We start from the raw sequence: 23,971 nt of genomic DNA, 5'->3' as shown, positions 1-23,971 counted from the left end.
CCGGGAGTATGTCAATCCGTTCTAAAGTTGATGGTAGTTATATTAGTGCCAATCCAAATCCAGATGAGGCTGTAAAATTCTTATTATTATTTCAGGAAGATTTTGATGCCTACAGCTACCTAAATACCCACGCCCCAGATTTGAGCGATCGCTTCACCATTGAATCTATTCCAGCTACTCAGTTAAAAACAATATTAAAAAGGTGGGACTTCCAAGGAGTAGGAGTTATTCAAGACCCATTGTTGCCCAATATAGAATTTCTGATAGTTAGTTAAAAAAAGTTGAAATATTAGGAATCTCAATCAAGATATAGAGTTAAAGGTGAAAATTGTCAGTACTTTTACGCTATATATAAAAAATCGCGCTACACTCATAGTTTGTCACTTAATTTCCCAAAAATTCTATTTTATAAATGGTACGAGAACTAGAAAGAGTAAATCAGGGCGAATTTCCAGAAACAGCACCTACAGCAAATCCAGTATTTTATCGAACTTATAGCCGTAAAACAGAAAATGGCCGTGAGACTTGGGTAGAAGTATGCGATCGCACAATTAATGGCCTAAGAAAGTTAGGCCAACTTACCCCTGAAGAAACAGACTTACTGTATCGGATGCAGAGTCAACTAAAAGCCATGTCCTCTGGCCGTTGGTTGTGGGTAGGGGGCACAGAATGGATTACACAACCCCAAAATTTTTCCGGGGCCTACAATTGTTCCTCCACAAATATAATGGACTGGCGTGCCTTTGGTCTATTAATGGACTTAGCAATGATGGGTTGCGGTACCGGAGCAGTATTAGAAGGAGATTATATAAATCAACTGCCACCAATTAGAAATCACTTAAATCTGACATTGCGGGGTGAAATTGGTTCTACTGCTGCTGAATTACGTCGGGAGTTCACAGAACTAAAATTCGATGGAGACGAGGTAGAAATTTATGTTGGAGACAGTCGTCAAGGTTGGGTAGGTTCATATCAGGCATTGTTAGAATTGTCAACTGATGAACGATTTTCCGGTGAAGTCAAAGTCATTATTGATTTGAGCGATGTTAGAGCTGCAGGAGAACCTTTAAAAGGATTTGGTGGTGTTGCCAACCCGGTAAAATTGCCAGAATTGTATCAACGTTGTGGGAATATTTTAAATCAAGCAATTGGGCGACAATTAAATTCTGTGGAGTGTTGTCTGCTAATTGATGAAGCAGCAGTCACGATCGTCGCTGGCAATATTCGCCGCTGTTTACCTGAAGGTGCTTTAGTACATACAGCATCAGGGTTAGTACCCATTGAAAAAATCCGGATTGGCGATCGCGTATTAACCAGCAAAGGATTTTATCCTGTAACAAATTTCTTCGTTCAGGGTACTCAGTCTTTATGTCGAATTCAAACAGAAGACGGATATTTTGAATGTACTGCCGATCATAAAGTTGCCGTGCTACAAGACTTGTATGGTAACTATAAAATGATAAAAGCTCAAGACTTGCAAGAGGGCGATCGCTTGATTTTTGTGCCTCAAGCAATACCTGGTACTCCCACCGAACTCCCTGAGTTGAAAGGCGTCACCTCCCATAATGCCAAACCAATAACAGTACCCGCTCTTACCAATGAGGTTGCTTATTTTCTAGGATATTTGCATGGAGATGGATCGGTTGCTTCCGATGGAACGCGAGTCAGATTTCGAGTCCACCAGGATAGTCTGGAAATTCTGGAACGACTGATTAATGTTGCTCAAGAATTTGGTTTGGAAACACATACACTGAGAACCCCAGAACAATGTAAAACCAAAGCTTATGAACTTCAGTTAAATAGCAGCATTCTGAATAAATATCTTTCACAGTTTAAACAGTCATTTACTTCTATTGTTATTCCTGACTGTATTCTGATGGGAACAACAGAAATTCGTCAAGCTTATTTAGCAGGTTTAGCAGACGCAGATGGTTGTCATTCTCAGGGCGTACTCGTAGCTTCAGTTTACCAAGATTTTCTGCAACAGGTGCAAGCATTATACGCATCTTTAGGAATCACCACGAGATTGTGTGGTTCGGTGCGCAAGCGAACAGGAAAATGGGAAGGTGAGTTAGTAACTGTAGGTGAGAGTGCTTTTGAAGCAGTAGAAAAAGTAATGATGACTTACTCTACTCAGTTTCCAGTCAAAAAACGTAAGCGACCTAAATTTTTCCACGATCACGGGTTTCCCAGGGAAATGGCTCAACCTTTAGTGAATACTTTTGATTGGAATAATCGCAAGCATATGATGGTTCGCATTGTCAAGAACTTTATCGCTGATGCCACAGATTTGATTCCAGTAAAAGTGAAAAAAGTTGAGATGGATGTGAGAGAAGCATCAACTTATGATATTGAAGTTGCCAGTATCCATGAATTTGTTTGTCAGGGAATTTTAGTAGCGAACAGTGCCGGGATGCGCCAGGGCAATAGTAGCGATCGCCTCTTTGCTGTAGCGAAGGATAATCTCTGGCGACAAGATGAAAATGGTAACTGGGGTATCGATCCGGAAAGAGATGCTCTGCGAATGGCAAATCATACCCATGTTTTTCACCACAAACCAACATTAGAAGAATGTGTTGAGGCAGTGAGAAAACAATTTTATTCTGGTGAAGGTGCAATTCAGTGGGCAGGTGAAGCAGTTGCTCGTGCTAATCGCGATCTAGTTTCAACCCCAGAAATAAAGAGAGATTTCCTTAAAGCTTATGGACAAGATAACGCCAAAAAATGGTTTCAAGAACACTATCCTAATATTAGTAATGATGAACTTGAACATCGGTTAGCGAGATTAGGACTGAATCCTTGTCATTCAGGGGATACCCTAGTATCTACAGACCAAGGGTTAATTCCGATTCAGGATTTAGTAGGTAAACAATTCAAAGCATTGGTGGATTTGCGTTCGGTAGGTTTATCCGGTGTTAGATTGACGGATGCGATCGCTTTTGCTACAGGAGTTAAAACCACCTACAAAATTATTCTGACTAATGGAATGCAAATGCGATGTACAGCAGAGCATCAACATTTTACCAGTCGAGGTTGGGTTAGCACTAAAGATTTAAGTGATGACGACAATATTTGTGTTCAGAGAGGAGCAGGCCATTTTGGCAAAGGTACTATTTCTGTTGCTCAAGCTCAAATGCTTGGTTGGTGGTACGGAGATGGATTTAATGAAGTCAGAAGTCAACCCACCCCTAACCCCTCCCAGGAGGGGAAGTTAGAAGTCAGAAGTTGTTTTGACATGACTCCGAAAGGGTTTGTTTTTAATCAAGATGAGTATGAAACTGCCTACAATATTGTCGGTAAAGCAGTTATTACAACAGGAAGAGAATATGTAACGACACTGCATAAAGGAGTCTATGAATTCCGGACTCAATCTCCTAAATTAGAAAAGTTTTTTGCTGATTTAGGTATAGTTGGAAAAGAAGAACTTCCTAATAATTTTTTGAGTCAATCTCAGGAAGTTTTAATTGGTTTTTTACAAGGAATTTTTAGTGCAGATGGCACAGTAGATAAAGATTCCAGAAGAATCAAATTAGCTATGGTTTCGGAAAAACTACTCCAACAAATTCAATTAATTCTCTCTAATTTAGGAATTATTAGTACAGTTCGATTAATTAGGGAAAAAGGTTACAGAGGTGTACCTTATACAACTGTTGATGGAACTGAGAAAATTAGCTTAGATCGAGGCAGTTATGGACTATTTATCTCTACCTTTAACTTCAATTTATTTCAACAACTAATTGGCTTTCCACTATGCCCAAGTAAGAATATTAAAGCTGAAGAATGGCTGAAAAAACCATTGCCTAATTATTCTGAGTCAACTATTAATTCAAAGTTTACTTCAAAGGTAAAAAAGGTTGAAGAATTTGGAGAGGAAGTTGTTTATGATTTGCACGTTCCTTTAACTAATTCTTTCATTGCTAATGGTTGTTTGACTCACAATTGTGGCGAAATTATTGGTTCAAATTTTCACTGTGTCAGGGGAGATACATTATTAATTACTCGCGACAGTATTCACAAAATCAAAGATATTGTTGGTCAAAAAGTTGAAATTTGGAACGGCAAAAATTGGAGTCAAGTAATTCCTTTAAAAACAGGAAAAGACAGAAAATTATACCGGGTCAAATTTGGGGATGGTTCGTATCTAGATGTAACAGAATATCACCGATTTTTTGTCAAAGATAGGTTTGGTAAAAACTATCAAGAAGTACAAACAAAAGATTTGCTAACTCATAGCAAATATACCTTACATACAGAACCTTTTGTCATAGATTATCAGGATGGAGATTCTATCAATTCATCTTACGCCTATACACTAGGCGTGGCAGTAGGTGATGGAACATTAGACCAAAATGGTAATGCTAAAATTCGGCTTTATTCTCACAAAGCTGAATTAATTGTTGCTGGTAATAAGTCAGTAGAACGAAACTATAATTATCTACCTTCTTTTGTGGATGTCACAGATTTAGGATTCTCTGAAGAACTACTGCGTCGTCTACAAACTGAACCTGATGCTTTAAATACTATTGCTAGTTGGAATAAACCAGCAATTCTGGCTTTTATCGCCGGATTAGCAGATACAGATGGTTCTAATACTAAAGGTCATGGAATTATAATTTATTTGTCTGATTATGAACGGGCAAAAAGACTACAATTACTGTTGACAAAATGTGGCATTTGTGCATCAGTAAATTTAATGTCTAGTCGCGGTTCTACTACAAATTTAGGAGAAAGAAATAAAGACCTTTACTACTTACAAATAACTGATTGTAGTGAAATTCCTTGTCAAAGACTAGATACAAGTAAAGGGTGTGAATCTAAATTTAAAGGTAAAGATCAAACAATTCAAAGTGTTGAAGAATTGCCAGGATTACATGACACTTATTGTTTTGAAGAGCCAGAATTTCATAAAGGCGTTTTTGGCAATACCTTGACAGGAAATTGCAATTTGTCAGAAATTCATCTCAATCAAATTGACCCAAATAATCATAAAGAACAGGAGGAAGCTTTTACTGCTGGCGCCCTTTCTGTGGCAACTTTACTTAACCATCAATTCGTCGAACCTCGCTATCGTTATAGTCGAGAATTAGACCCAATTGTGGGAGTATCTTTTACAGGTTTATTTGACTTTTTTGTAAAAGCTTTTGGCATTGAATGGTTGCGTTGGTGGCAAACAGGACGCCCAGCAACAATTCAAGGTCTAGAATTTAAACAACAGGAAGCAGAATATTTGACTCGTTGGCGGGAAATAGTCCATCAGGTAGTGTGGGAATATTGCGATCGCCACAACCTCAAACGTCCAAACCGTTGTACAACAGTTCAACCTTCTGGTTGTCTTGACAAAACAGCATTGAGAATATTTAACCAAGGTTTACTCTATGCAGATGAAATAGTAGCACCTGGTAGTGGAGAAACAGTAGGATTAGAATTAACTGTTCGTAATGGAATTGGAGCATCCACAGCGATCGCTAATCAACCACTAGAACTTGTAGAAATCAAACTAGCTAATGGTCGGACATTACGCATGACTCCAAATCATCGGATGAGTGTCGAAGGTAAGTGGGTATATGCTTGCGATCTTCAACCAGGAATGTTGCTTGATTACAGTATTGGTGAATATCAAAAACAAGAAAATGCTTTACTAATACCCTTGGAGTTAGAAAATTATACTAGGGTAAAACGCTCTCAAACATTAGGTCATAACCGTGGTGTATTAACCAAAGAAATAATTACTCCTGCAACTATGACTTCAGACCTAGCTTACTTTTTAGGTTGTTTGTTCGGGAATGGTTGCATTTCTGAACACAAATATCAAGTTCGTTTTTCTCATAGCAGACTTGATGTTTTGCATCGCCTCCAAGAAAAGGGCAAAAAATTATTTGGCATCGCAGGCAATATAAATGACCTTGGTAACGGTCGTTTTGAATTGTCCTTTGCTTCTCGACAGTTATTTGACTGGTTACACTTAAACCAACTTGCCAAAACAGAGAAAAGCAAAGACTTAGACCGGATACCTCTGAGTTTACGTCGTTCTTCACGAGCTACCTTACTATCATTTTTCTGTGGTCTGATAGATACTGATGGATGTGTGCGTAAGGATGGAAAACTATCCATAGATTCAGCTAGCTCTGATTTTATTAGCAACCTACAACAAATAGGAGAAGCGATCGGACTCTGTTTCAGCATATATCAGAATACCAAAGGTGAGAACTTGCAACCCCAACAGAAGAATATGTGGGGATTATCTCTGAGTCGAATGTTGTCTAATGCTGACGCTTTAGATTATCTCAATGAGCACAGTATCAAATGTCAGGAACGACCCCTACTTCCACCTAAGCGTGTATTCAGTTTTTCACCATACAAAATTGAATCTGTTAATATTGGGGCAGTGTGTGACTACTCTTATGATTTTGCCATTGAGGGTATAGATGATAACGACTCTTGGTATTGGCAAGGTGCTTTGAAGTCACATAATACCAAGTCTCTATTAACAAATGCTGCTCCTGGTTGGCATCCACCTTTCGGGTTGCGCTGGGTACGACGGATTACTTTTGCCAAAAATGACCCCGTAGCATTAGCTTGTCTTGACTACGGTTATTCTGTGATTCCAGGACAGTCAAGCAAAGATGAAAATGGAAATTTACTCAACGATCCTTTTGACGATCGCGCTAAAGAATGGTTAGTAGAAATTCCAGTACAGGTATCTTGGATAGATGTACCTGGAGTTGAGGAGATATCTATTGAAAAGTTCAGTGCGACTGCTATGTTTGATTTTTATATAGGTGTACAGAAACATTGGACAACTCATAACACCAGCAGTACCATTTTGTTAACAGAAGCAGAAATTGAACCTCTCGGCAAACGCATTTATGAAGCAATTCGCGATGATGAAGGTTATATTTCGTCAGCATTGTTAGCGCGGTTTGATGCACCATTCCCCCGGTTGCCATTTGAACGCATATCTCAGGAGGAATATGAAAAAATGCAAGAGGATGTGTTGCGTAGGCGCAAGTCCGATAATTTTTCTGAGTTGATGAATGGTTATGTGTTAGCTAGTGAGTTGCCAGAGATGGGACCTCAAGACCCTGCTTGTTCTGGAATGGTTTGTGAGTTGAAAGGTTCTAGTAGTCCATTGTAATGGTATAACCAGTGGGAGTATCTTGCTCCCATTCTAATTATTTTGGCCAAAGTATAGCCAGTGGGAGCATCTTGCTCCCGTTTTCATAGGGATAAGTAACTTATGATAAGAATTTATATTAAAAGTAATACTTTTTTTATCATGGATCAGTATTATCCCTAATGCTCTACTTTTATAGCAGTCGAAGGAAAGGAGAGGACATATCAAAAGCTGAAAACTCAGACAACGCCAGATTTTTTCTTCTGCCTTCTGCCTTCTGCCTTTTGCCTTCTGTCTTCTGCTATAGGATCTCTTAAGAGACAGGTGTTAGTTCCTCTTCAAAAAACCAAGTACCTATGTTTTCTTCAAATTCAACCCAAAAACCAATTCCACTACCATCTACCATTTTGAATTCTTTTATTGTACCAATTGGATTTTTCTTCAGTTGGTTAACTATAGCTGCGGGTGGTATAGGCTGTTGTTTGATACCTTTTACTTTGACTTTCTGACCTATTTCCATTTTTATTTACGATGTTCTCCTAGTGGTATTAATCAATCCACAGTGTATATGAAATTAGTGCTTGAGCACAGTTTTATATTGACTTCTCACCCGACTAAAGTACGGGTGATTCTAAGTAGTTGTTCCGAATCGGTTTAAAAACACAATTCTGAAAAGCTACTAGCTGTCACTGGACATGATTAGTTTTTTCCAGTGGTGGTAGCTCATATACCACCTACAGACTCAAATATGCTGACAAGAATGCCACATACATCGCCCCTACTTTTGTATCGCTTTCAGAGTGGTTTTACACTTATGAGTGAGCTATAAATCCCTATCCTTGCTGCCTGTTTGTCTGTGCCGAGTGTCTTGGTAGAACGATGCTACTTGTTTCTTCCCGACTGGAGTTTCACCCCTACAAGCATTGAGTCTATGGGACAAACCTTGTTCCTAATGGCATTCATTGGTATTATCCCAAAATGTGGGATACTTGGGAATAAATTCCCACAACTTGTTTTCATCCAAGGGCTAAAGCCACTTGGCTTTCAACTACACGTTTTTTTGTAATCGTCATGGGAATTGAATATCTATGACAATTGGCGTACTCTAGATAAAGAGCTAGGTAGGGTTTGCTGAAAAAGTCTTATGGGTGAGGGTAGGAGACAGGAGACAACCCACCCCTCGCCCCTCCCAGGAGGGGAAGATAGGAGACAGGAGACAACCCACCCCTCGCCCCTCCCAGGAGGGGAAGATAGGAGACAGGAGACAACCCACCCCTCGCCCCTCCCAGGAGGGGAAGATAGGAGACAGGAGACAGGAGACAGGAGACAGGAGACAGGAGATAGGAGATAGGAGACAGGAGTTAGGGGTACTTAGAGGAAGTAGGAGTAAGAATTGTAAGAATAATTTTCTCCCCAACTATGCGCCTAAAATACTAACTTTTTGAGCATTAAGAGCTGAAACAGGGGCACTTTTTAAAGGCCCCAAAAAGGCATTTGTCTTTATATGTCAATGCTTTGAGATTTAATCAGCAAGCCCTAGGTATTAAACCCAGAAATCCTAAGACATTTGCTGTACCTAGGGAACTTTTAAATTCAGTATCTACGGGTGCGGCAGGATTCGAACCTGCGACTCGCGACTTAGAAGGTCGCTACTCTATCCAACTGAGTTACGCACCCAATTTTCAACCATGAGATTGAAATTACTCTTTATTATTCTACTTGTCAAATCTCCAAATATGCAAGTCGATCATTGATATTTAGATTAATTTAAGTACAAGTGTCTTGAGAATAGTATTATCCTTAAGGTTAATTATTATTTGACATCCTCCCCGGCCTAAAGGCGCGGGGATTCCTACCGAGCCGAAGCCCCTCGGCGGGTTGACCTTTCATTGGCTGCTGCTGCCAGATGCGGTAGTCTTACGCTTGCCTCCACGTCCGTTTAATGTCTCGGACTGCCCGCCCGCGACTAATATATTTATTGCTGCATTCTCGTCTAAGAACATGTTTTGCACCGCAGTTGAGACACTCCCATTCTCGCACCTTCAGGTCTAGCTTCCCACCTTTAAAGCCACAATTTGAGCAAATTTGGGATGTTGGCTCCCAACGATTAATTACTCTAAAATCGCGACCATATTTTTCTGTTTTTCCTTCTAGGAATGTTCTGAATTGTCTCCATCCTAAATCGGATATAGCCCTGGACAATTTACGGTTCTTAACCATACCAGAAACGTTTAAATCTTCTAAAACAACTGTTTGGTTTTCACGAATTATTTCAGTAGATAATTTATGTAGAAAGTCTGTTCTTGTATCTTTCAGTTTAGCATGGAATTTAGCTACTCTAACCCTAGCTTTTTCATACCTTTTAGAGCCTTTAGTTTTCTTAGATAATGACTTACTTAACTTTCTTAATTTCTTAATTCGTTTTTTCAGTGGCTTAGGAGCATCAACCTTTGTACCGTCACTAAATGTAGCAAAGGTTTTAATACCTAAATCTATACCTACTGAATTATCAGTTTTAGGTAATACTTCTGGTTGTATTTCTACTACAAAACTCAAGAAATATTTTGAGCGCCAATAGGTGTAGTTAAACTCTGAGAGGATATCTGGTTCAACACCGCTTAAAAGCCTCCATCCCCGTGTCTGGTGTGTCTGGTGCGTCCCCGTGTCTATTGAGAATGAAACAGCCCTCCCCTCCTGGGAGGGGCTAGGGGTGGGTTGTCTCCTGTCTCCTGATTCTATACTACATTTTGTGGTGCGGAATGTGGGCTATAATATTGTAAAATCTGGTGGTGGTGCATAGTAATGGTAGAGAGAGTGTGGGGGGATGGGGAGATGGGGGGATGGGGAGATGGGGAGATGGGGAGATGGGGAGATTGAGAGATTGGGAGATGGGGAGATGGGGAGATGGGGAGATTGGGGGATTGGGAGTGTGGGAGAAATTAAAAAATATATATCTTCTACCATTACCATGCAGGACTACCTAAAATCTTTATTAATAATTTAGGATTTGCTGATGCATAAAATACTGAACTATGAACTTGTAGAAAAAATATATGCCAGCGATCGCACTGTTATTCATCGTGCCAGGGGAAAGTCATACCAAAAACCAGTCATCCTGAAGTTGCCACATCATCCCTATCCTAATTTCAATGAATTGACTCGATATCGTAGTGCTTACACGCTGATCAAAAATTTTAATTTTCCAGGAATCGTAAAAATGCTTGCTCTGGAACAATTTGAGCAACGTTTAATATTAGTAATGGAAGATTTTGGGGGTATTTCTCTACATCAATTTATCAACAATCAAAGTACTTCTAATTTAAACAGCTTTTCTACAGATATTAATCAATTTTTTCACATCGCTCTGCAAATAGTTAATTCACTAGAAAAATTACACCAAAATCAGATTATTCATAAAGATATTAAACCCCATAATATTATTATTAATCCTCAAACTAAACAAATCCAAATAATTGATTTTAGTAGCACTACTAAGTTACCCAAAGAGACTCCTGAAATACGCAATCCTAATACTCTTGAAGGTACTCTTACTTATATGTCTCCCGAACAAACTGGGCGGATGAATCGAGGTATTGATTATCGCAGTGATTTTTACTCATTGGGAATTACATTTTATGAATTATTAACTAGAAGACTCCCTTTTCAATCAAAAGATCCTATGGAGTTAGTTCACTTTCATATTGCTCGTCAGCCAAAATCTATAATTGATCTAAATCCAAAAATACCAGCAGCTCTTAATACTATTGTGCTGAAATTAATGGCAAAAATGCCAGAAGAGCGTTATCAAACAACAGCAGGGTTACGCCACGATCTAGAAAAATGTCAATCTGAGTGGGAAAATACTGGAAAAATCAGATTATTTAACCTGGGAGAAAAAGATAATAATAACTGCTTAATTATACCTGAAAAACTATATGGCCGAGACAAAGAAATAGAAATATTACTAACAGCTTTTGACCGTATTTGTAATTCATATAAACCACAAATAGAGTTGATGCTAGTAGGGGGATTTTCTGGGATTGGAAAATCAGCATTAGTTAATGAAATTCACAAACCTATCCTCAAGAAACGAGGTTATTTTATTTCTGGAAAGTTTGACCAATTTCAACGAAATATTCCATTTTATGCTTGGTTAAATGCCTTTCAAGAATTGATTAAGCAAATTTTAAGCGAACCAGAAGAAAAATTACAGGCGATCGCTACTAAATTACAACAAGTGTTAGGAGAAGAAGCACAAGTTATAATTGATGTAATTCCCGAATTAGAATTATTGATTGGCAAACAACCTCCCGCTACTGAATTATCTCCTACTGCTGCCGAAAATCGTTTCAATTTATTACTATCAAACTTTATTTCTGTATTTGCTCAAGCAGAGCATCCTTTAGTAATATTTCTAGATGACTTACAATGGGCAGATTTAGCTTCCTTGAAGTTAATGAAGTTGGTTATGGAAAAAATGGATATTAACTATTTATTACTGATAGGAGCTTATCGAGATAATGAAGTAAATGCTGGGCATCCTTTTCTATTAACTGTTGAGGAAATCAAAGAAATAGGTGCTGTTGTTAATCAAATTATTCTTACTCCTTTGAGTCAGTCAGCACTCAATAATTTAGTCGCTGATACTGTTAATTATTCTCCACAAGAGTCACTGCTACTTACCGAACAAATTTATCAAAAAACTCAAGGTAATCCTTTTTTTAGTAATCAATTTATCAAGTCTCTCCACAAAGAAGGATTAATTTTTTATAACGATCAACAGGAGAAATGGTTGTTTAACTTGCCAGAAATTAAAATTTTGGCGGCTAGGGGAGATGTAATTGAATTGATGGCTGCCCAAATACAAAAATTATTCCCTTCAACTCAGGAAATATTGCAATTAGCAGCTTGTATTAGTAACAAGTTTGATTTAAAAACTCTATCTATTGTTTATGAGAAACGTCTGTCAGAAACTGCGTTAATTTTGTGGAATGCTTTATCAGAAGGATTGATTTTGCCAGAGGACGAAACCTATAAATTTTATCAGGGAGAAAACGACGATAACTTGCCGGAAATAACCGATTTACAAACACCAATTTATTATTTTATCCATGACCGGGTTCAACAAGCAGCTTATAGTTTAATTCCACAACAAAAAAAACAAGAAACTCATCTAAAAATTGGCAGATTACTTTTAAATAATACGGAGGATAACCAACTAGAAGAAAAAATATTTGAAATTGTCAATCAACTTAATTATGGTGTGGAATTAATTACAGAAGCAGAAGCTAGGGAAGAATTAGCAAGTTTGAATTTAAAAGCAGGAATTAAGGCTAAAGTATCTACTGCTTATAAGACAGCAATATCTTATTTTAATATAGGGATAAATCTACTAACTAAAAATAGTTGGTCAACTCAATATCAACTAACATTGGCACTACATGAAGAAGGAGCAGAAGCTACCTACTTGAATGGTGATTTTAAAGAAATGGAGAAGTTAGTTGATATTGTATTAGAAAAAGCTAATACGCTCCTGGAAAAAGTCAACATCTATGAAATTAAAATACAAGCCTACATTGCTCAGAGTAAACTGCAAGAAGCTTTAACTATTGGTTTATCTGTTTTAGAACTTCTTGATATTAGCTTTCCCACAAATCCAACTCAATCAGATATTCAAGAATACTTACAAACAACTAAGGAAAAATTGAAAGGAAAAAATATTTCAGAATTGATTGATTTACCATTGTTGCAAGACCAAAAAAAATTAGCAGCAATGCAGATTTTATCATCAATTATTACTCTGACATTTGTTGGAAAACCAGAGTTACTACCGCTAATTATATGTGCAGAAATTAATCTCTCTCTCAAATCAGGAATTTCTCCATTATTTGCTTTTAGTTGTGCTACTTATGGTTTGCTTTTATGTGGTGTAGAACAAGATATTGATACTGGATATAAGTTTGGAATACTTGCTTGTGAGCTACTAGAAAAATTTCATAGTAAAGACCAGAAAACCAGAGTATTTCAAATTGTTTACAATTGCATAGAAAATTGGAAAGTCCATATTCAAGAAACTTTTCCTCATGTGATCGAAACTTATAAAATTGGTTTAGAAACGGGAGATTTAGAGTTTGCTTCTTATGGTATTCATCATTACTGTTGTTACTCTTACTTAGCAGGTATATCTCTAGAGAAACTAGAACCAGAAATAGAAAATTATAGCAATTCTCTAAAACAAATAAAACAAGAAAATACCTACTATTATAATCAGATTTCTCATCAAGCTGTGCTGAATTTACTTGGGCATACAGAAAATTCTACATTATTATCAGGTAATGCTTTTAATGAGGAAAAATTTATTCCTTTCTATGAAAATATTAACGATCGCTATGCTTTATTTCAAATTTACTTCAATAAATTAATTCTGTCCTATTTCTTGGGAAATTTTCAAAACTCCAAAGATTATGCAATTCTAGCAGGAGAATATATTGATGGTGTCACGGGATTATTTTATATTCCAGTATATTACCTTTATAGATCCCTAGCTCAACTAGCTTGTTACTCAGAAGCAGAAACTGTAGAAAGAAAACAAATACTAGAAGAAGTAACTGCTAATCAAGAAAAAATGAAATTTTGGGCAGAACACGCACCCACAAACTACTCCCACAAATATTATTTAATAACAGCAGAAAAACAAAAAATACTGGGAGAAAAACTGGAAGCAATAGAAACTTACGAACAAGCGATCGCCCTCGCCACAGAAAATAAATATATTCAAGAAGCAGCTTTAGCAAACGAACTGTGTGCCAAATTTTATCTAGAGTGGGGCAAAAGCAAAATTGCCCAAACCTATATGTTAGAAGCTTACTATGGATATATTAATTGGGGAGCAGTAACAAAAGTCAAAGATTTAGAAAAACGCTACCCACAATTACTAACATCAGTTTTTCTTAGCTCCTCTGAAAATAGCGACTCTCTGGCAACTTCCCATATACCAAGCATCAACAGGGAAAATATCCTCGATCTATCAACTGTACTCAAAGCTTACCAAACTCTGTCTGGAGAAGTAAAACTAGAAAACTTGCTCTCAACATTAATTCGACTGATAATGGAAAATGCTGGTGCCCAAAAATGCGCCCTCATTCTACTCAGAGAGCAGCAGTTAATTCTGGAAGCAATAACTCATGTCGTAGATACTCAGGAATATTTACAAAATTTTGAGCGCCCTGTCATACCCATTTCAGCAACTCAAGAATTACCCCAAGCATTGATCAACTATGTCTGGCGAACTCAAAAATTTCAGGTATTAGACGATGCCACTACAGAAGCAACATGGGTAAACGATCCCTATCTCAAACAAAAGCAACCTCAATCTATATTATGTACTCCTATTATCAAACAAGGTAAACTTATCGGTATTATCTACTTAGAAAACAACTTAACAAAAGGCGCATTTACTTCTGAAAGACTAGAACTATTAGAAATGATTACCACCCAAGCAGCAATTTCTCTAGAAAATGCTTTGCTTTACGATACTTTAGAAAAAAAAGTAGAGCAACGCACCCAGGAATTAAACAAAAAAAATCAATGTCTAGCTCAAACTTTAGAAGAATTAAAACAAACTCAAACCCAACTAATTCAAACAGAAAAAATGTCTTCTTTAGGTCAGTTAGTGGCAGGAATAGCTCATGAGATTAATAATCCTGTTAACTTTATTTATGGCAATCTAGACCATACTCAAGAATATGCTGAAAACTTATTAAATGTAATTAAAATATATCAGCAATATTATCCAGAATCTGTTCCAGAAGTAACAGATTTTATGGAAGAAGTAGATTTAGATTTTTTAGTTGAAGACTTGCCGAAAATACTAAATTCTATGAAAATAGGGGCTAATCGAATTAAAGAAATTGTAGAATCTTTACGCAATTTTTCTCGTCTCGATGAATCAGAAATAAAGAATGTAGATATACATGAAGGAATTGATTCTACTCTGATGATTCTCCAAAATAATCTCAAAGCTAAACCCCATGAATTGGAAATTAAAGTTGTTAAAAATTATGGTAAATTACCAAAGATAAAGTGTTATCCGGGGGAACTAAATCAGGCATTTATGAATATTATTAGTAATGCTATTGATGCAGTACAACCAATGAGAAAAGAATCGAGCAATTCCCTTCCTCAAATTACTATTACTACAGAGATAGACACAGAAAATCAAGTAATAATTAGGATAGCTGACAATGGCATAGGTATGAGTGAAGCAGTACAAAAGCACATATTTGACCCTTTCTATACCACAAAACCAGTTGGTCAAGGTACAGGATTAGGTTTAGCAATTAGCTATCAAACTATTGTGGAACATCATGAGGGAGAATTAGAATGTATTTCTGCTCTAGGAAAAGGCACAGAATTTCTGATAAAAATCCCCATTTTATTGAGTGGGGGAGTGGGTTTTTGAGGACACGGAGACACGGAGAGGGGGAGACACGGAGAAGGGAAGTGTGGGAAGGGTGGGGAGTGTGGGGAGTGTGGGAAGTGTGGGAAGTGTGGGAGCTGTGGGAAGTGTGGGAAGTGTGGGAAGTGTGGGAAGTGTGGGAAGTGTGGGAGCTGTGGGAAGTGTGGGAAGTGTGGGAGGTGTGGGGAGTGTGGGAAGTGTGGGAAGAAATTAAAAAATATATGTCTTCACTATTACGCGAACATGACAATCAAACCCGACTACAACAATAATTATTACATCAGTTTGATAAATGTTTGCTACAAATCCCTATTACCTGTTCCCTGTTCCCTATTACCGAATAATTAATAATTAAATAATTAAATAATTAAATAATTAAACAGTTCAGCTTTATCAGCCTCCTCTTTCAAGGGGAAAAAATAAAATTTTTCCCTATTGGTCAATCCTCTCCCTTTTAGGGAAAGGTAATTATTAATTATTAATTATTAATTATTGAACTATTCCCTATTCCCTTCTTTAATTTCTACTAAAAATTCATATTCAAATCCACGGAAATTAGAATCTAATTCTAAAGTATATACTCCACTGATAGGCATAGTATCTGTCCATTTATTTTCATCACCTTCAATATTAGGTTCCCTTGCCATAAGTTGGCCATCAGGACCAATAATTGCCGGAAATACATCCCCAAAATTTTTGATAGTCATGGTCTGGCCCTGGATCATTCTGACCCGATAGCTATGACTACCAGTACCAATCATCTCCCCTCTCACAATAGCTGTGTCACTTTTTGGAGAAAAAGTAATAGTCTCATCTACCCTGGCACAAGTGCTACGAGTTCTGTTCTTGGAAACCCAACCTATAACTGGCTCAGTAATTCGTAGCCAGCCAGATTTTTCATCTGCGACAGAAACAAAGGTATTATTGTTAAGTTGAGCAACTTTATTGCCTTCTCTAACTTCTGGACTGCTACGAACATTTAGAGGTGGTTCAGGGTCGTCTATTATGGCCATTCTAATTTTACACCCTGATGTTGGTGGTGTAATCACAACTGGACTAGAACCTTGACTAACTATGTCTGAAGAATTAGGAGTTGAATATGAAGATTTTAGTTGATGTTTAGGAGCTAGTGAAACTAGGTTGCTATCCAATTTTTGTGTCTGTAAAAAATTAGTAGTAAATTGTGGCGAACCAGACTGAATTGTGAAATAAGCAACAGAGGTAGCACTAGCAAGGCCAGTTATTCCTGTAACGATTAGTTGTCCAATGTTGAATGACATAATTTTTGCCCCTTTATAAACTAGATTGTATGTTCACTTTCTTGACTAATTTGTACTTTTATCACAAGTATCATTATCAGCCATTAAGACAGATATATGCTGTTAATATTTTAAGGATAAAATAACTATAAATATGTAAGTATTTCCTGCTGAATACTAGCTTAAATATAGTTAAATTAATACCAATTAACTTTAGATATGTCACAAATAGTTTCACATCTAAGATTTGAAATCACTGTAGTTTCAAAATTTTGAGCCTCTAATACCAAAGGAGATAAATGTTTGTTACATCTAGTATAAAACTTACTTTTGACTTTTAACTTTTGACTTTTGACTTTTAACTTTTGACTTCCGTAAAACGGTATAAGATAACAGCTAACTAAATCATCTAAACAATAGAAATATACGAAGGTGCAAAGAAATCGCGATAAAATATTAAACACAGTTAAAAGAGAAGTTCTGCAATTGCGATCGCAGTGTCTACACCACGCAGTAATAGTTAATCTTGTTCGTCAGCGACTACCCCAACAATTAAAACGTTCTTGGGATATAGAAGTCAAAGTAGGAAAGCGTCCTAGTTTTCAACTACCAGCAAAAATAAGTATTATCCAAGTTTTTGACAAAATGAAAGGAAAATTACTTATATTAGGAAATCCTGGAGGTGGAAAAACTACAACTTTACTAGAATTAGCTAGAAAGCTAGTAATTCGGGCGGAAAAAGAACCACAAACATCAATCCCAGTATTATTAGACCTTTCGACATGGCAAGATCAAAATCAGGATATTTCAGATTGGTTAGTTAATCAAATTAAATTTAAGTACAAGATACCCAAAAAAGTTATTAGGAATTGGTTAGAAAATCAACAATTGTCACTTCTAATAGATGGATTTGATAGAGTATCTCCAGAATTATCTGAAAATTACTTAGAAGAAATTAATAAATTATCAGTATATTTGCAACCAAAGGACTTAGTTATTTGCAGTAGTTTTGCCACTTATAAAAATTGTCGGACTAAGTTTAAATTAAATGCTGCTGTCTTATTACAGCCTTTAACAACAGGTCAGATTCAAGATTATTTATTAGCAGCTCGTAGTAGAGAACTTTGGCATTATCTTCAGGATGAACCAGAGTTATTAAACTTAGCTGAAATACCATTAATGTTAAGTATGATGACTTTAGCTTATGAGGAAATTTTAATTGCTGCTTGGAAAAGAATTAGTTCTCAACAGGCAAGAGAAAAATATTTATTAAATGCTTATATTCGTCGTCAACTAGGGCGAGACAATAACTATGATTGGTATTCTAGAGGCCGAGAACCACTGCCGGAACATACAAGACGATGGTTAGCATGGCTAGCACAACGAATGGCTGCAGATAATAGTCAGGAATTTACCATAGAAAAACTACGGCCAGCTTGGTTAGATTCTAACGGTGAGTTACAAGCATATCAGTTAATGGTTAATTTGATTAGTGTGTTATTTTGGGGGTTTATTTTTGGGTTTATTTTTACCTTGGTTTTCGATTTATACCAAGGTTTAATTAGTGGCGCTATTGGAGGTATAATTATTGGGATGTTGTTTGGTTTACCGGGATTAAAAAAATTTGTGCTGCGGATTATTCTATTTTTTAATGGGCATATTCCCTGGAATTATCGTCGTTTTCTCAATTATGCTGCGAGTCGTTTATTATTGCAGAGAGTAGGCGATCGCTATAAATTTATTCATTATTTATTATTTAAACATTTTACTGAAATGTAGCTTCAAAAGTCAAAAGTAAAAAGTAAAAAGTAAAAATTAAAGTCAAAAGTCAAAAGTCAAAAGTAAAAATTAAAGTCAAAAGTTAAAAGCTAAAGTCAAAAGTAGGAAGTAAGAAGTAGGAAGTAAGAAGTAAGAAGTAAGAAGAAAATTATAGTGATCAATAGGAGTAATATCATGTTCGGATGATCACTTACAATAAAGTCATTGCGACTGGAACGGAGTGGAAGGAAGCAATAGATACGGGTTTGAGATATCTCTTCCATCTATATCCTAATCATAACTATTCAACCGAACATGATTAAAGGATTCATTCATTAATTGATAATGGATAATGGATAATTGATAATTACCTCTGGTTAAAACCGAGAGGATTGAACATAAGGAAATATTATTTCTTTATTTTCCCCTTAAAAGGGGAGGCTTTAAACCAGAATTATTTAATTATTAATTATTAATTATTCGGTAAGTATTTATCCCACATTCCGCACGACAAAATGTAGTGTATTACATTACGTGCTTCAATTTGCAACATAAAAATTAGTATAAAATTCTGAGGCTGTTTAAATATTTATACTAATAAATTATCTTCATTTACCTCGATCAAGAGTCAAATTCTCAGTTAAATATTAAGGATAAATACTTATTGAATCGTGGACTCCTATTGACCACTATAATTTATTCTTACTTTTGATTTTTGACTTTTGATTTTTGACTTAGATTTTTATGTTACACTTTGTCGTGCTGTAGATTGAAATGCTCAGGTAACCATTCATCAGCACGACGTAGTAAATCATCAAGATTCAAATTCCATAGAATTACTGTCTTATCATTACTTGCAGATGCTAAAGTTTGACCATCAGGACTAAAATCTATACTTGTAATTGCTTGAGTATGCTCTTGTAATGTATATATTTCAGTCCTATTAATAAGACTCCATAATTTGATGGTATTATCATTACTACCAGAGGCTAAAATTTGACCGTCAGGACTAAAGCTAATGCTAGTAATAGCTTTGCTGTGTCCTTTGAAAATTGCTAATTCTTTACCATTAAGATTCCAAAGTTTGATAGTACAATCTTCACTAGCTGAAGCAAGGATTTCTCCATTAGGACTAAAGCTAATTTTAGTCACACTACTATTAGTTGAAAAAGAGAATTTTTCTAATAGTTTATTTTCTGTGAAATCCCAGATTTTTATATTATTATCTGCACCAACAGTAGCTAAAGTATGACTATCGGAACTAACATCCATACTAATAATTCGATCGCCATTTCTACCTAAAGCTAACTGGTTACCATCTTGGTCAAAAATTTCAAGATTACCATTCTCTTGAGTCAAGGCTATAAATTTACCATCAGAACCAAAATAATTTAAGTTAGTAATTCCGAAATCTTGATGTATAGGTATTAGTATTTCACTCTTATTTAACGATAAAAAATCAACATTACCATCATCATTACTAAAAGCAAGAATATTGCTATTTGGATGAAAACTAAGAGCGGTAATTTTTTTCTTATAAATTTGATGGCTTTCAAGTTCTTTTCCATCTGTTTGCCATAATTTTATATTGCCATATTCATCAGCAGAAGCCAGAGTTTTACCATCCGGACTAAACTTAACATTTGTAATTTTGCTTTTATGATTACAAAAAGTTGGTGGTTTGTTATTTCTTAAACTCCAAAATTTTACTGCTCCACTATTATCAGCAGAAGCTATAATTTGATTATTGGGATGAAAACAAAGACTTGTAATTTTGTATCTGTGACCTCTAAATGTATTAATTATATTACCTTGTAAATCCCATATTTTAACTGTTCTATCTTCGCTGCTTGAGGCAAATTTATCGCCATTAGGACTAATTATCAGGCTAGTTATTGACTCTTTATGTACTGGAAAACTTTCCCATTCTTCTAATTTACCATCATTGCAATCCCAGAGTTTTATTACACCATCTTGACTGGCAGAAACTAAACTTTTTCCATTAGAACTAAAACTAATACTTGTTACCCACTCTCGATCGGGATGAATGCTTAATATATTAGGATTGTTTAATTGACACAATTTAATACCCTCTTCAGTAGCACAAACTAAAGTCTGTTCCAATGAACTAAAACTTAAGTCTTCAATTACTTTTAAATCAGGGGTAATTTGCAATTCCGTACCATCTACTTGCCAAAACTTTATTGTTCCTTCCGTAGTAGAAGCTAATATTTGTTCATTAGGAGAAAAAATTACTTTATTTCCCTTATTTTGAAAAGTTCCTAGTTCAGTACCATCTAATCTCCAGAGTTTTACTGTATTGTCTTGACTTGCAGAAGCTAATATTTGACTATCGAAACTGAAACTAACACTGGTCACTGGATTATTATGACCTTCAAGAGTAACTATTGAACTATCATCTAATCGGCAGAGTTTTACTATACCATCATCGCTAGCTGAAGCTAAAGTTTTACCATCTGGACTAAAGATAATTTTGTTAACTTTAGCTGTATGAAATTGGAAACTATTTTTCTCTGAGATGTTGTCAACTACTTGTCTGAGTTGGCAAGTTACTTTCATTTTCATATCTGGTAAAACTTGCACATTTTGTAACTTTTTACCTGCTTGAAAAACAGCATCCAAAGAACCTAACCAATCATCAGATAATAAACGAGCTTGAGATAAGGAAATTAAGGTTTCAATTTCAGCAATTTCAGCTCGTAGACGCTGCTCTTGAACTTCCTGATTCTTCTTTTTTAAGCTAATATGAGTTTTGATTCGTGCTAATAATTCCCCTTTAGAAAAAGGTTTAGTAATAAAATCATTTGCCCCTACATTGTAACCTTTTACTAAGTCAGAAATTTGATTTTTTGCGGTGAGAAAAATAATAGGGAGTTCATTAGGTGATAACTTCTCTCGGATTTTTTGACAAACTTCAAAACCTGTCATTCCTGGCATCATTATATCCAGTAATATTAAGTCAGCCTGATAACCTTTCTCCAGAATTTGTAACGCTTCTCGTCCATTGTCAGCTCGATTCACAGAATAGTTATTATTGGAAAGATGATTATCAAGCACTTCTAAATTCACAAGATCGTCGTCAACAATCAGAATTTTTGCCGAATCATTTTCCCTGAACTCTCCATATTTTTTTGCTAACGTGACGTCTCGATCGTCTGCATCGACTTCAGGATTTATATCAATTGTCTCTACTACTGGAGATAAAATTGGTGAAGTGTCTATTTTTTCTGCTGGTTTCTCAGACACAGGCAAAGTAAAGGTAAAGCAAGAACCTTTTCCAAGCACTGATTTTACACCTATTTTGCCACCATGTAACTCAACAAATTGTTTCGTAATTGCTAAACCTAAACCTGTTCCCCTATATTCACGGGAGATAGTTCCATCTGCTTGTTCAAAGGATTCAAAAATACTGTCTAATTTATCCTCTGAAATACCAATACCTGTGTCAGAAACAGTAATTGCTAATTGTCTCTGATTTTTCTCAGAAACCAACTTTGCCGATACTTCGATTTTACCCCGTTCAGTGAATTTAATAGCATTACCAATAAGGTTGAATAGAATTTGTTGCAGACGATTTTCATCAGCATATACGGGAGGTAAATTATTATCAATAGAATTAATCAGTTTCAAGGCGCTATTTTTCACTAAAGGTAGATTTAGGGTAAGAACTATTTCAGTAATTTCTTTGATACTAATTGATTTCTGTTGAAGTTGAATATCCTTGTTTCTAAGTTTGGAAAAATCTAGAATATCGTTAATAAGATTAGCTAGTCTATAACCACTATAAATAATAAGAGATAAATTGCTTTTATGGGATTCTGATAGCCGATCAGTTGGAGAATCTATCATTGATTCCGCTAGGTTAATTATAGCGTTGAGAGGTGTTCGGAGTTCGTGGGAGGTATTAGCTAAAAATTCATCTTTAAGTTGATTTAATCTTTCCAATTCTTTATTAACAACTTCTAATCGACTATGTTCTTTCTCTAATATCTTGTTATATACTTTTAATATATTATCACGTTCTTTTGATATATTATCACGTTCTTCTAATGTATTTTTAAGTTCTTCTAATGTATTTTTAAGTTTTTCTAATATATTATCACATACTTTTAATATATTATCACGTTCTTCTAATGTATTCTTAAGTTCTTTTGATGTATTAATAAGTTCTTTTAATGTATTATCATGCTCTTCTACTGTATTCGTATATTCTTTTAATGTATTCATATTTTCTCTGAATATATTCGTATATTTTTTTGATATATTATCACGTTCTTTTGATATATTATTACATTCTTCTAATGTATTCGTATATTCTTTTGATATATTATTACATTCTTCTAATAATATATTATTACGTTCTTCTAATATCTTGATCTTTTCTTCTAATGTCTTGTTATATTTTATGAGTATTAGTATTATGAGTATTATGAACAAAACAATCAGAAGCCCTAGAAACATTAATTTATCTAGATCAATGTCTTGACCACCGATACCTGTAAACACAGCGATCGCAATTTGTCGGGTGAGTTCTAAGGAGCCTTCCATTTAGTTTTGAAAATTAAATTAAAACTGATAGTTTATTTTGATAAAAAACAGATCGTTCAAGAACATAAAATCTCGAAAACAACTCTATTAAAAAATTATTATTCAATCGATCGCTATCTTCAGAACCTTGATTATGATTAAATCTATCTACCCTTTCTTGTCGATAATCAATCTGTTTTCCAGAAAAACTACTAAAATTAGTTATGCTTGCCCAACTCTCAATATCTGGAGTAAGTCGAATCATTTTTTTTGCAATTTCCCCATTAATCCATAAAATTACAGGAAACTTAAAAGACTTCCACAAATCTTCTCTTACTTGATTCAGAGAAATTAACATTCGATCGATATTTTTAACTGATTCAAAACCACGAATCATAATTGCTGATGGATGTTTTTGACTGTTTATATCCTTAAGTTGGGGATGGATTAAAACATCCGATGACTTAAGAACAATCTCTTCTATATTCGGGCAAACTTCTTGTAATTTTTGTGCCATATTATCGCGCAACTTAGTTGAGTCACATAGAGCTAATATCAAACAAAACTGCCCCTGAGACATTTCAATAGTCCATACAATATCTTCAAGCGATCGCTCATTATCAAAACCCTCAAAAGATAAATTCAACTCATTCATAACTTTAATAGGACTTACGTAATTTCTTAGACAAGACGCTATTTGTATGGAGGGCGAATGCCATTCGCCCCTACAGATGGTTTATATAGCATTTCTGGCGATCCCCCCTAACCCCCCTTAAAAAGGGGGGAACTGGAAGTCCCCCTTGATAAGGGGGATTTAGGGGGATCGTTCGATGA

The 23,971-nt window shown here is 35.7% G+C and carries 11 protein-coding genes and 1 tRNA gene; 6 read left to right on the top strand and 6 right to left on the bottom strand.

Annotation, left to right across the window (positions count from 1 at the left end):
* Positions 1–8 precede the first annotated feature (8 nt).
* Positions 9–275, top strand: coding sequence for a hypothetical protein (locus tag F6K54_RS04040; RefSeq protein WP_293074820.1), 267 nt, complete (start codon positions 9–11; stop codon positions 273–275).
* Positions 276–412: 137 nt separating this feature from the next.
* Entirely contained in the window at positions 413–7,135 is a 6,723-nt protein-coding gene (locus F6K54_RS04035) for an LAGLIDADG family homing endonuclease (RefSeq protein ID WP_293074817.1), read from the top strand.
* A 292-nt stretch (positions 7,136–7,427) separates the two neighbouring features.
* Here the strand turns inward: F6K54_RS04035 and F6K54_RS04030 are convergent, their stop codons facing one another.
* From F6K54_RS04030 to F6K54_RS04020, 3 genes are all read right to left on the bottom strand, one after another.
* Positions 7,428–7,634 carry a DUF2862 domain-containing protein gene (locus tag F6K54_RS04030; protein ID WP_375341951.1) on the bottom strand — a complete coding sequence of 69 codons (207 nt, stop codon included), beginning with the start codon at positions 7,632–7,634 and terminating at the stop codon, positions 7,428–7,430.
* Between the two features lie 1,083 nt (positions 7,635–8,717).
* Positions 8,718–8,791 (bottom strand) — tRNA-Arg (locus tag F6K54_RS04025).
* A 240-nt stretch (positions 8,792–9,031) separates the two neighbouring features.
* Positions 9,032–9,670, bottom strand: coding sequence for a transposase (locus F6K54_RS04020; RefSeq protein WP_293074814.1), 639 nt, complete (start codon positions 9,668–9,670; stop codon positions 9,032–9,034).
* Positions 9,671–9,938: 268 nt separating this feature from the next.
* On the opposite strand from F6K54_RS04020, the gene F6K54_RS04015 reads away from it, so the two are divergent.
* Genes F6K54_RS04015 through F6K54_RS04005 form a run of 3 tightly spaced genes read left to right on the top strand, consistent with a single transcriptional unit; the run spans position 9,939 to position 15,844 of the window.
* Complete coding sequence (locus tag F6K54_RS04015) at positions 9,939–10,118, top strand: hypothetical protein (RefSeq protein WP_293074811.1); 180 nt, start codon at positions 9,939–9,941, stop codon at positions 10,116–10,118.
* A gap of 9 nt (positions 10,119–10,127) precedes the next feature.
* Positions 10,128–15,575: an ATP-binding sensor histidine kinase gene (locus F6K54_RS04010; protein WP_293074808.1), complete on the top strand. Its 5,448-nt coding sequence runs from the start codon at positions 10,128–10,130 to the stop codon at positions 15,573–15,575.
* A gap of 41 nt (positions 15,576–15,616) precedes the next feature.
* Complete coding sequence (locus F6K54_RS04005; protein WP_293074805.1) at positions 15,617–15,844, top strand: hypothetical protein; 228 nt, start codon at positions 15,617–15,619, stop codon at positions 15,842–15,844.
* Positions 15,845–16,069: 225 nt separating this feature from the next.
* Here the strand turns inward: F6K54_RS04005 and F6K54_RS04000 are convergent, their stop codons facing one another.
* Positions 16,070–16,852 (bottom strand): SH3 domain-containing protein, encoded by a 783-nt coding sequence (locus tag F6K54_RS04000; RefSeq protein WP_293074802.1) that lies wholly within the window; start codon positions 16,850–16,852, stop codon positions 16,070–16,072.
* 411 nt (positions 16,853–17,263) lie between these two features.
* Between F6K54_RS04000 and F6K54_RS03995 the strand changes: the two genes are divergently transcribed.
* Positions 17,264–18,610 carry an NACHT domain-containing NTPase gene (locus F6K54_RS03995; RefSeq protein ID WP_293074799.1) on the top strand — a complete coding sequence of 449 codons (1,347 nt, stop codon included), beginning with the start codon at positions 17,264–17,266 and terminating at the stop codon, positions 18,608–18,610.
* Positions 18,611–19,336: 726 nt separating this feature from the next.
* On the opposite strand, the gene F6K54_RS03990 is transcribed toward F6K54_RS03995, so the two are convergent.
* Positions 19,337–23,158: a response regulator gene (locus F6K54_RS03990; protein ID WP_293074796.1), complete on the bottom strand. Its 3,822-nt coding sequence runs from the start codon at positions 23,156–23,158 to the stop codon at positions 19,337–19,339.
* A gap of 13 nt (positions 23,159–23,171) precedes the next feature.
* The gene (locus F6K54_RS03985) at positions 23,172–23,792 is read right to left on the bottom strand and encodes a hypothetical protein (RefSeq protein WP_293074795.1); all 621 of its coding nucleotides are present in this window, start codon (positions 23,790–23,792) and stop codon (positions 23,172–23,174) included.
* Between the last annotated feature and the right edge of the window lie 179 nt (positions 23,793–23,971).

The sequence above is a fragment of the Okeania sp. SIO3B5 genome (assembly GCF_010692555.1).
Classification (GTDB): Bacteria; Cyanobacteriota; Cyanobacteriia; order Cyanobacteriales; family Microcoleaceae; genus Okeania.
This window is presented reverse-complemented; position numbering and strand designations above follow the sequence as displayed.

Bases quoted from the DNA above. Each gene is read 5' to 3' on its own strand.
- F6K54_RS03985 (WP_293074795.1), bottom strand. From the start codon at position 23,792: ATGAATGAGTTGAATTTATCTTTTGAGGGTTTTGATAATGAGCGATCG.
- F6K54_RS04015 (WP_293074811.1), top strand. From the start codon at position 9,939: ATGGGGAGATGGGGGGATGGGGAGATGGGGAGATGGGGAGATGGGGAG.
- F6K54_RS03990 (WP_293074796.1), bottom strand. From the start codon at position 23,158: ATGGAAGGCTCCTTAGAACTCACCCGACAAATTGCGATCGCTGTGTTT.
- F6K54_RS04000 (WP_293074802.1), bottom strand. From the start codon at position 16,852: ATGTCATTCAACATTGGACAACTAATCGTTACAGGAATAACTGGCCTT.
- F6K54_RS04040 (WP_293074820.1), top strand. From the start codon at position 9: ATGTCAATCCGTTCTAAAGTTGATGGTAGTTATATTAGTGCCAATCCA.
- F6K54_RS04030 (WP_375341951.1), bottom strand. From the start codon at position 7,634: ATGGAAATAGGTCAGAAAGTCAAAGTAAAAGGTATCAAACAACAGCCT.
- F6K54_RS04010 (WP_293074808.1), top strand. From the start codon at position 10,128: ATGCATAAAATACTGAACTATGAACTTGTAGAAAAAATATATGCCAGC.
- F6K54_RS04035 (WP_293074817.1), top strand. From the start codon at position 413: ATGGTACGAGAACTAGAAAGAGTAAATCAGGGCGAATTTCCAGAAACA.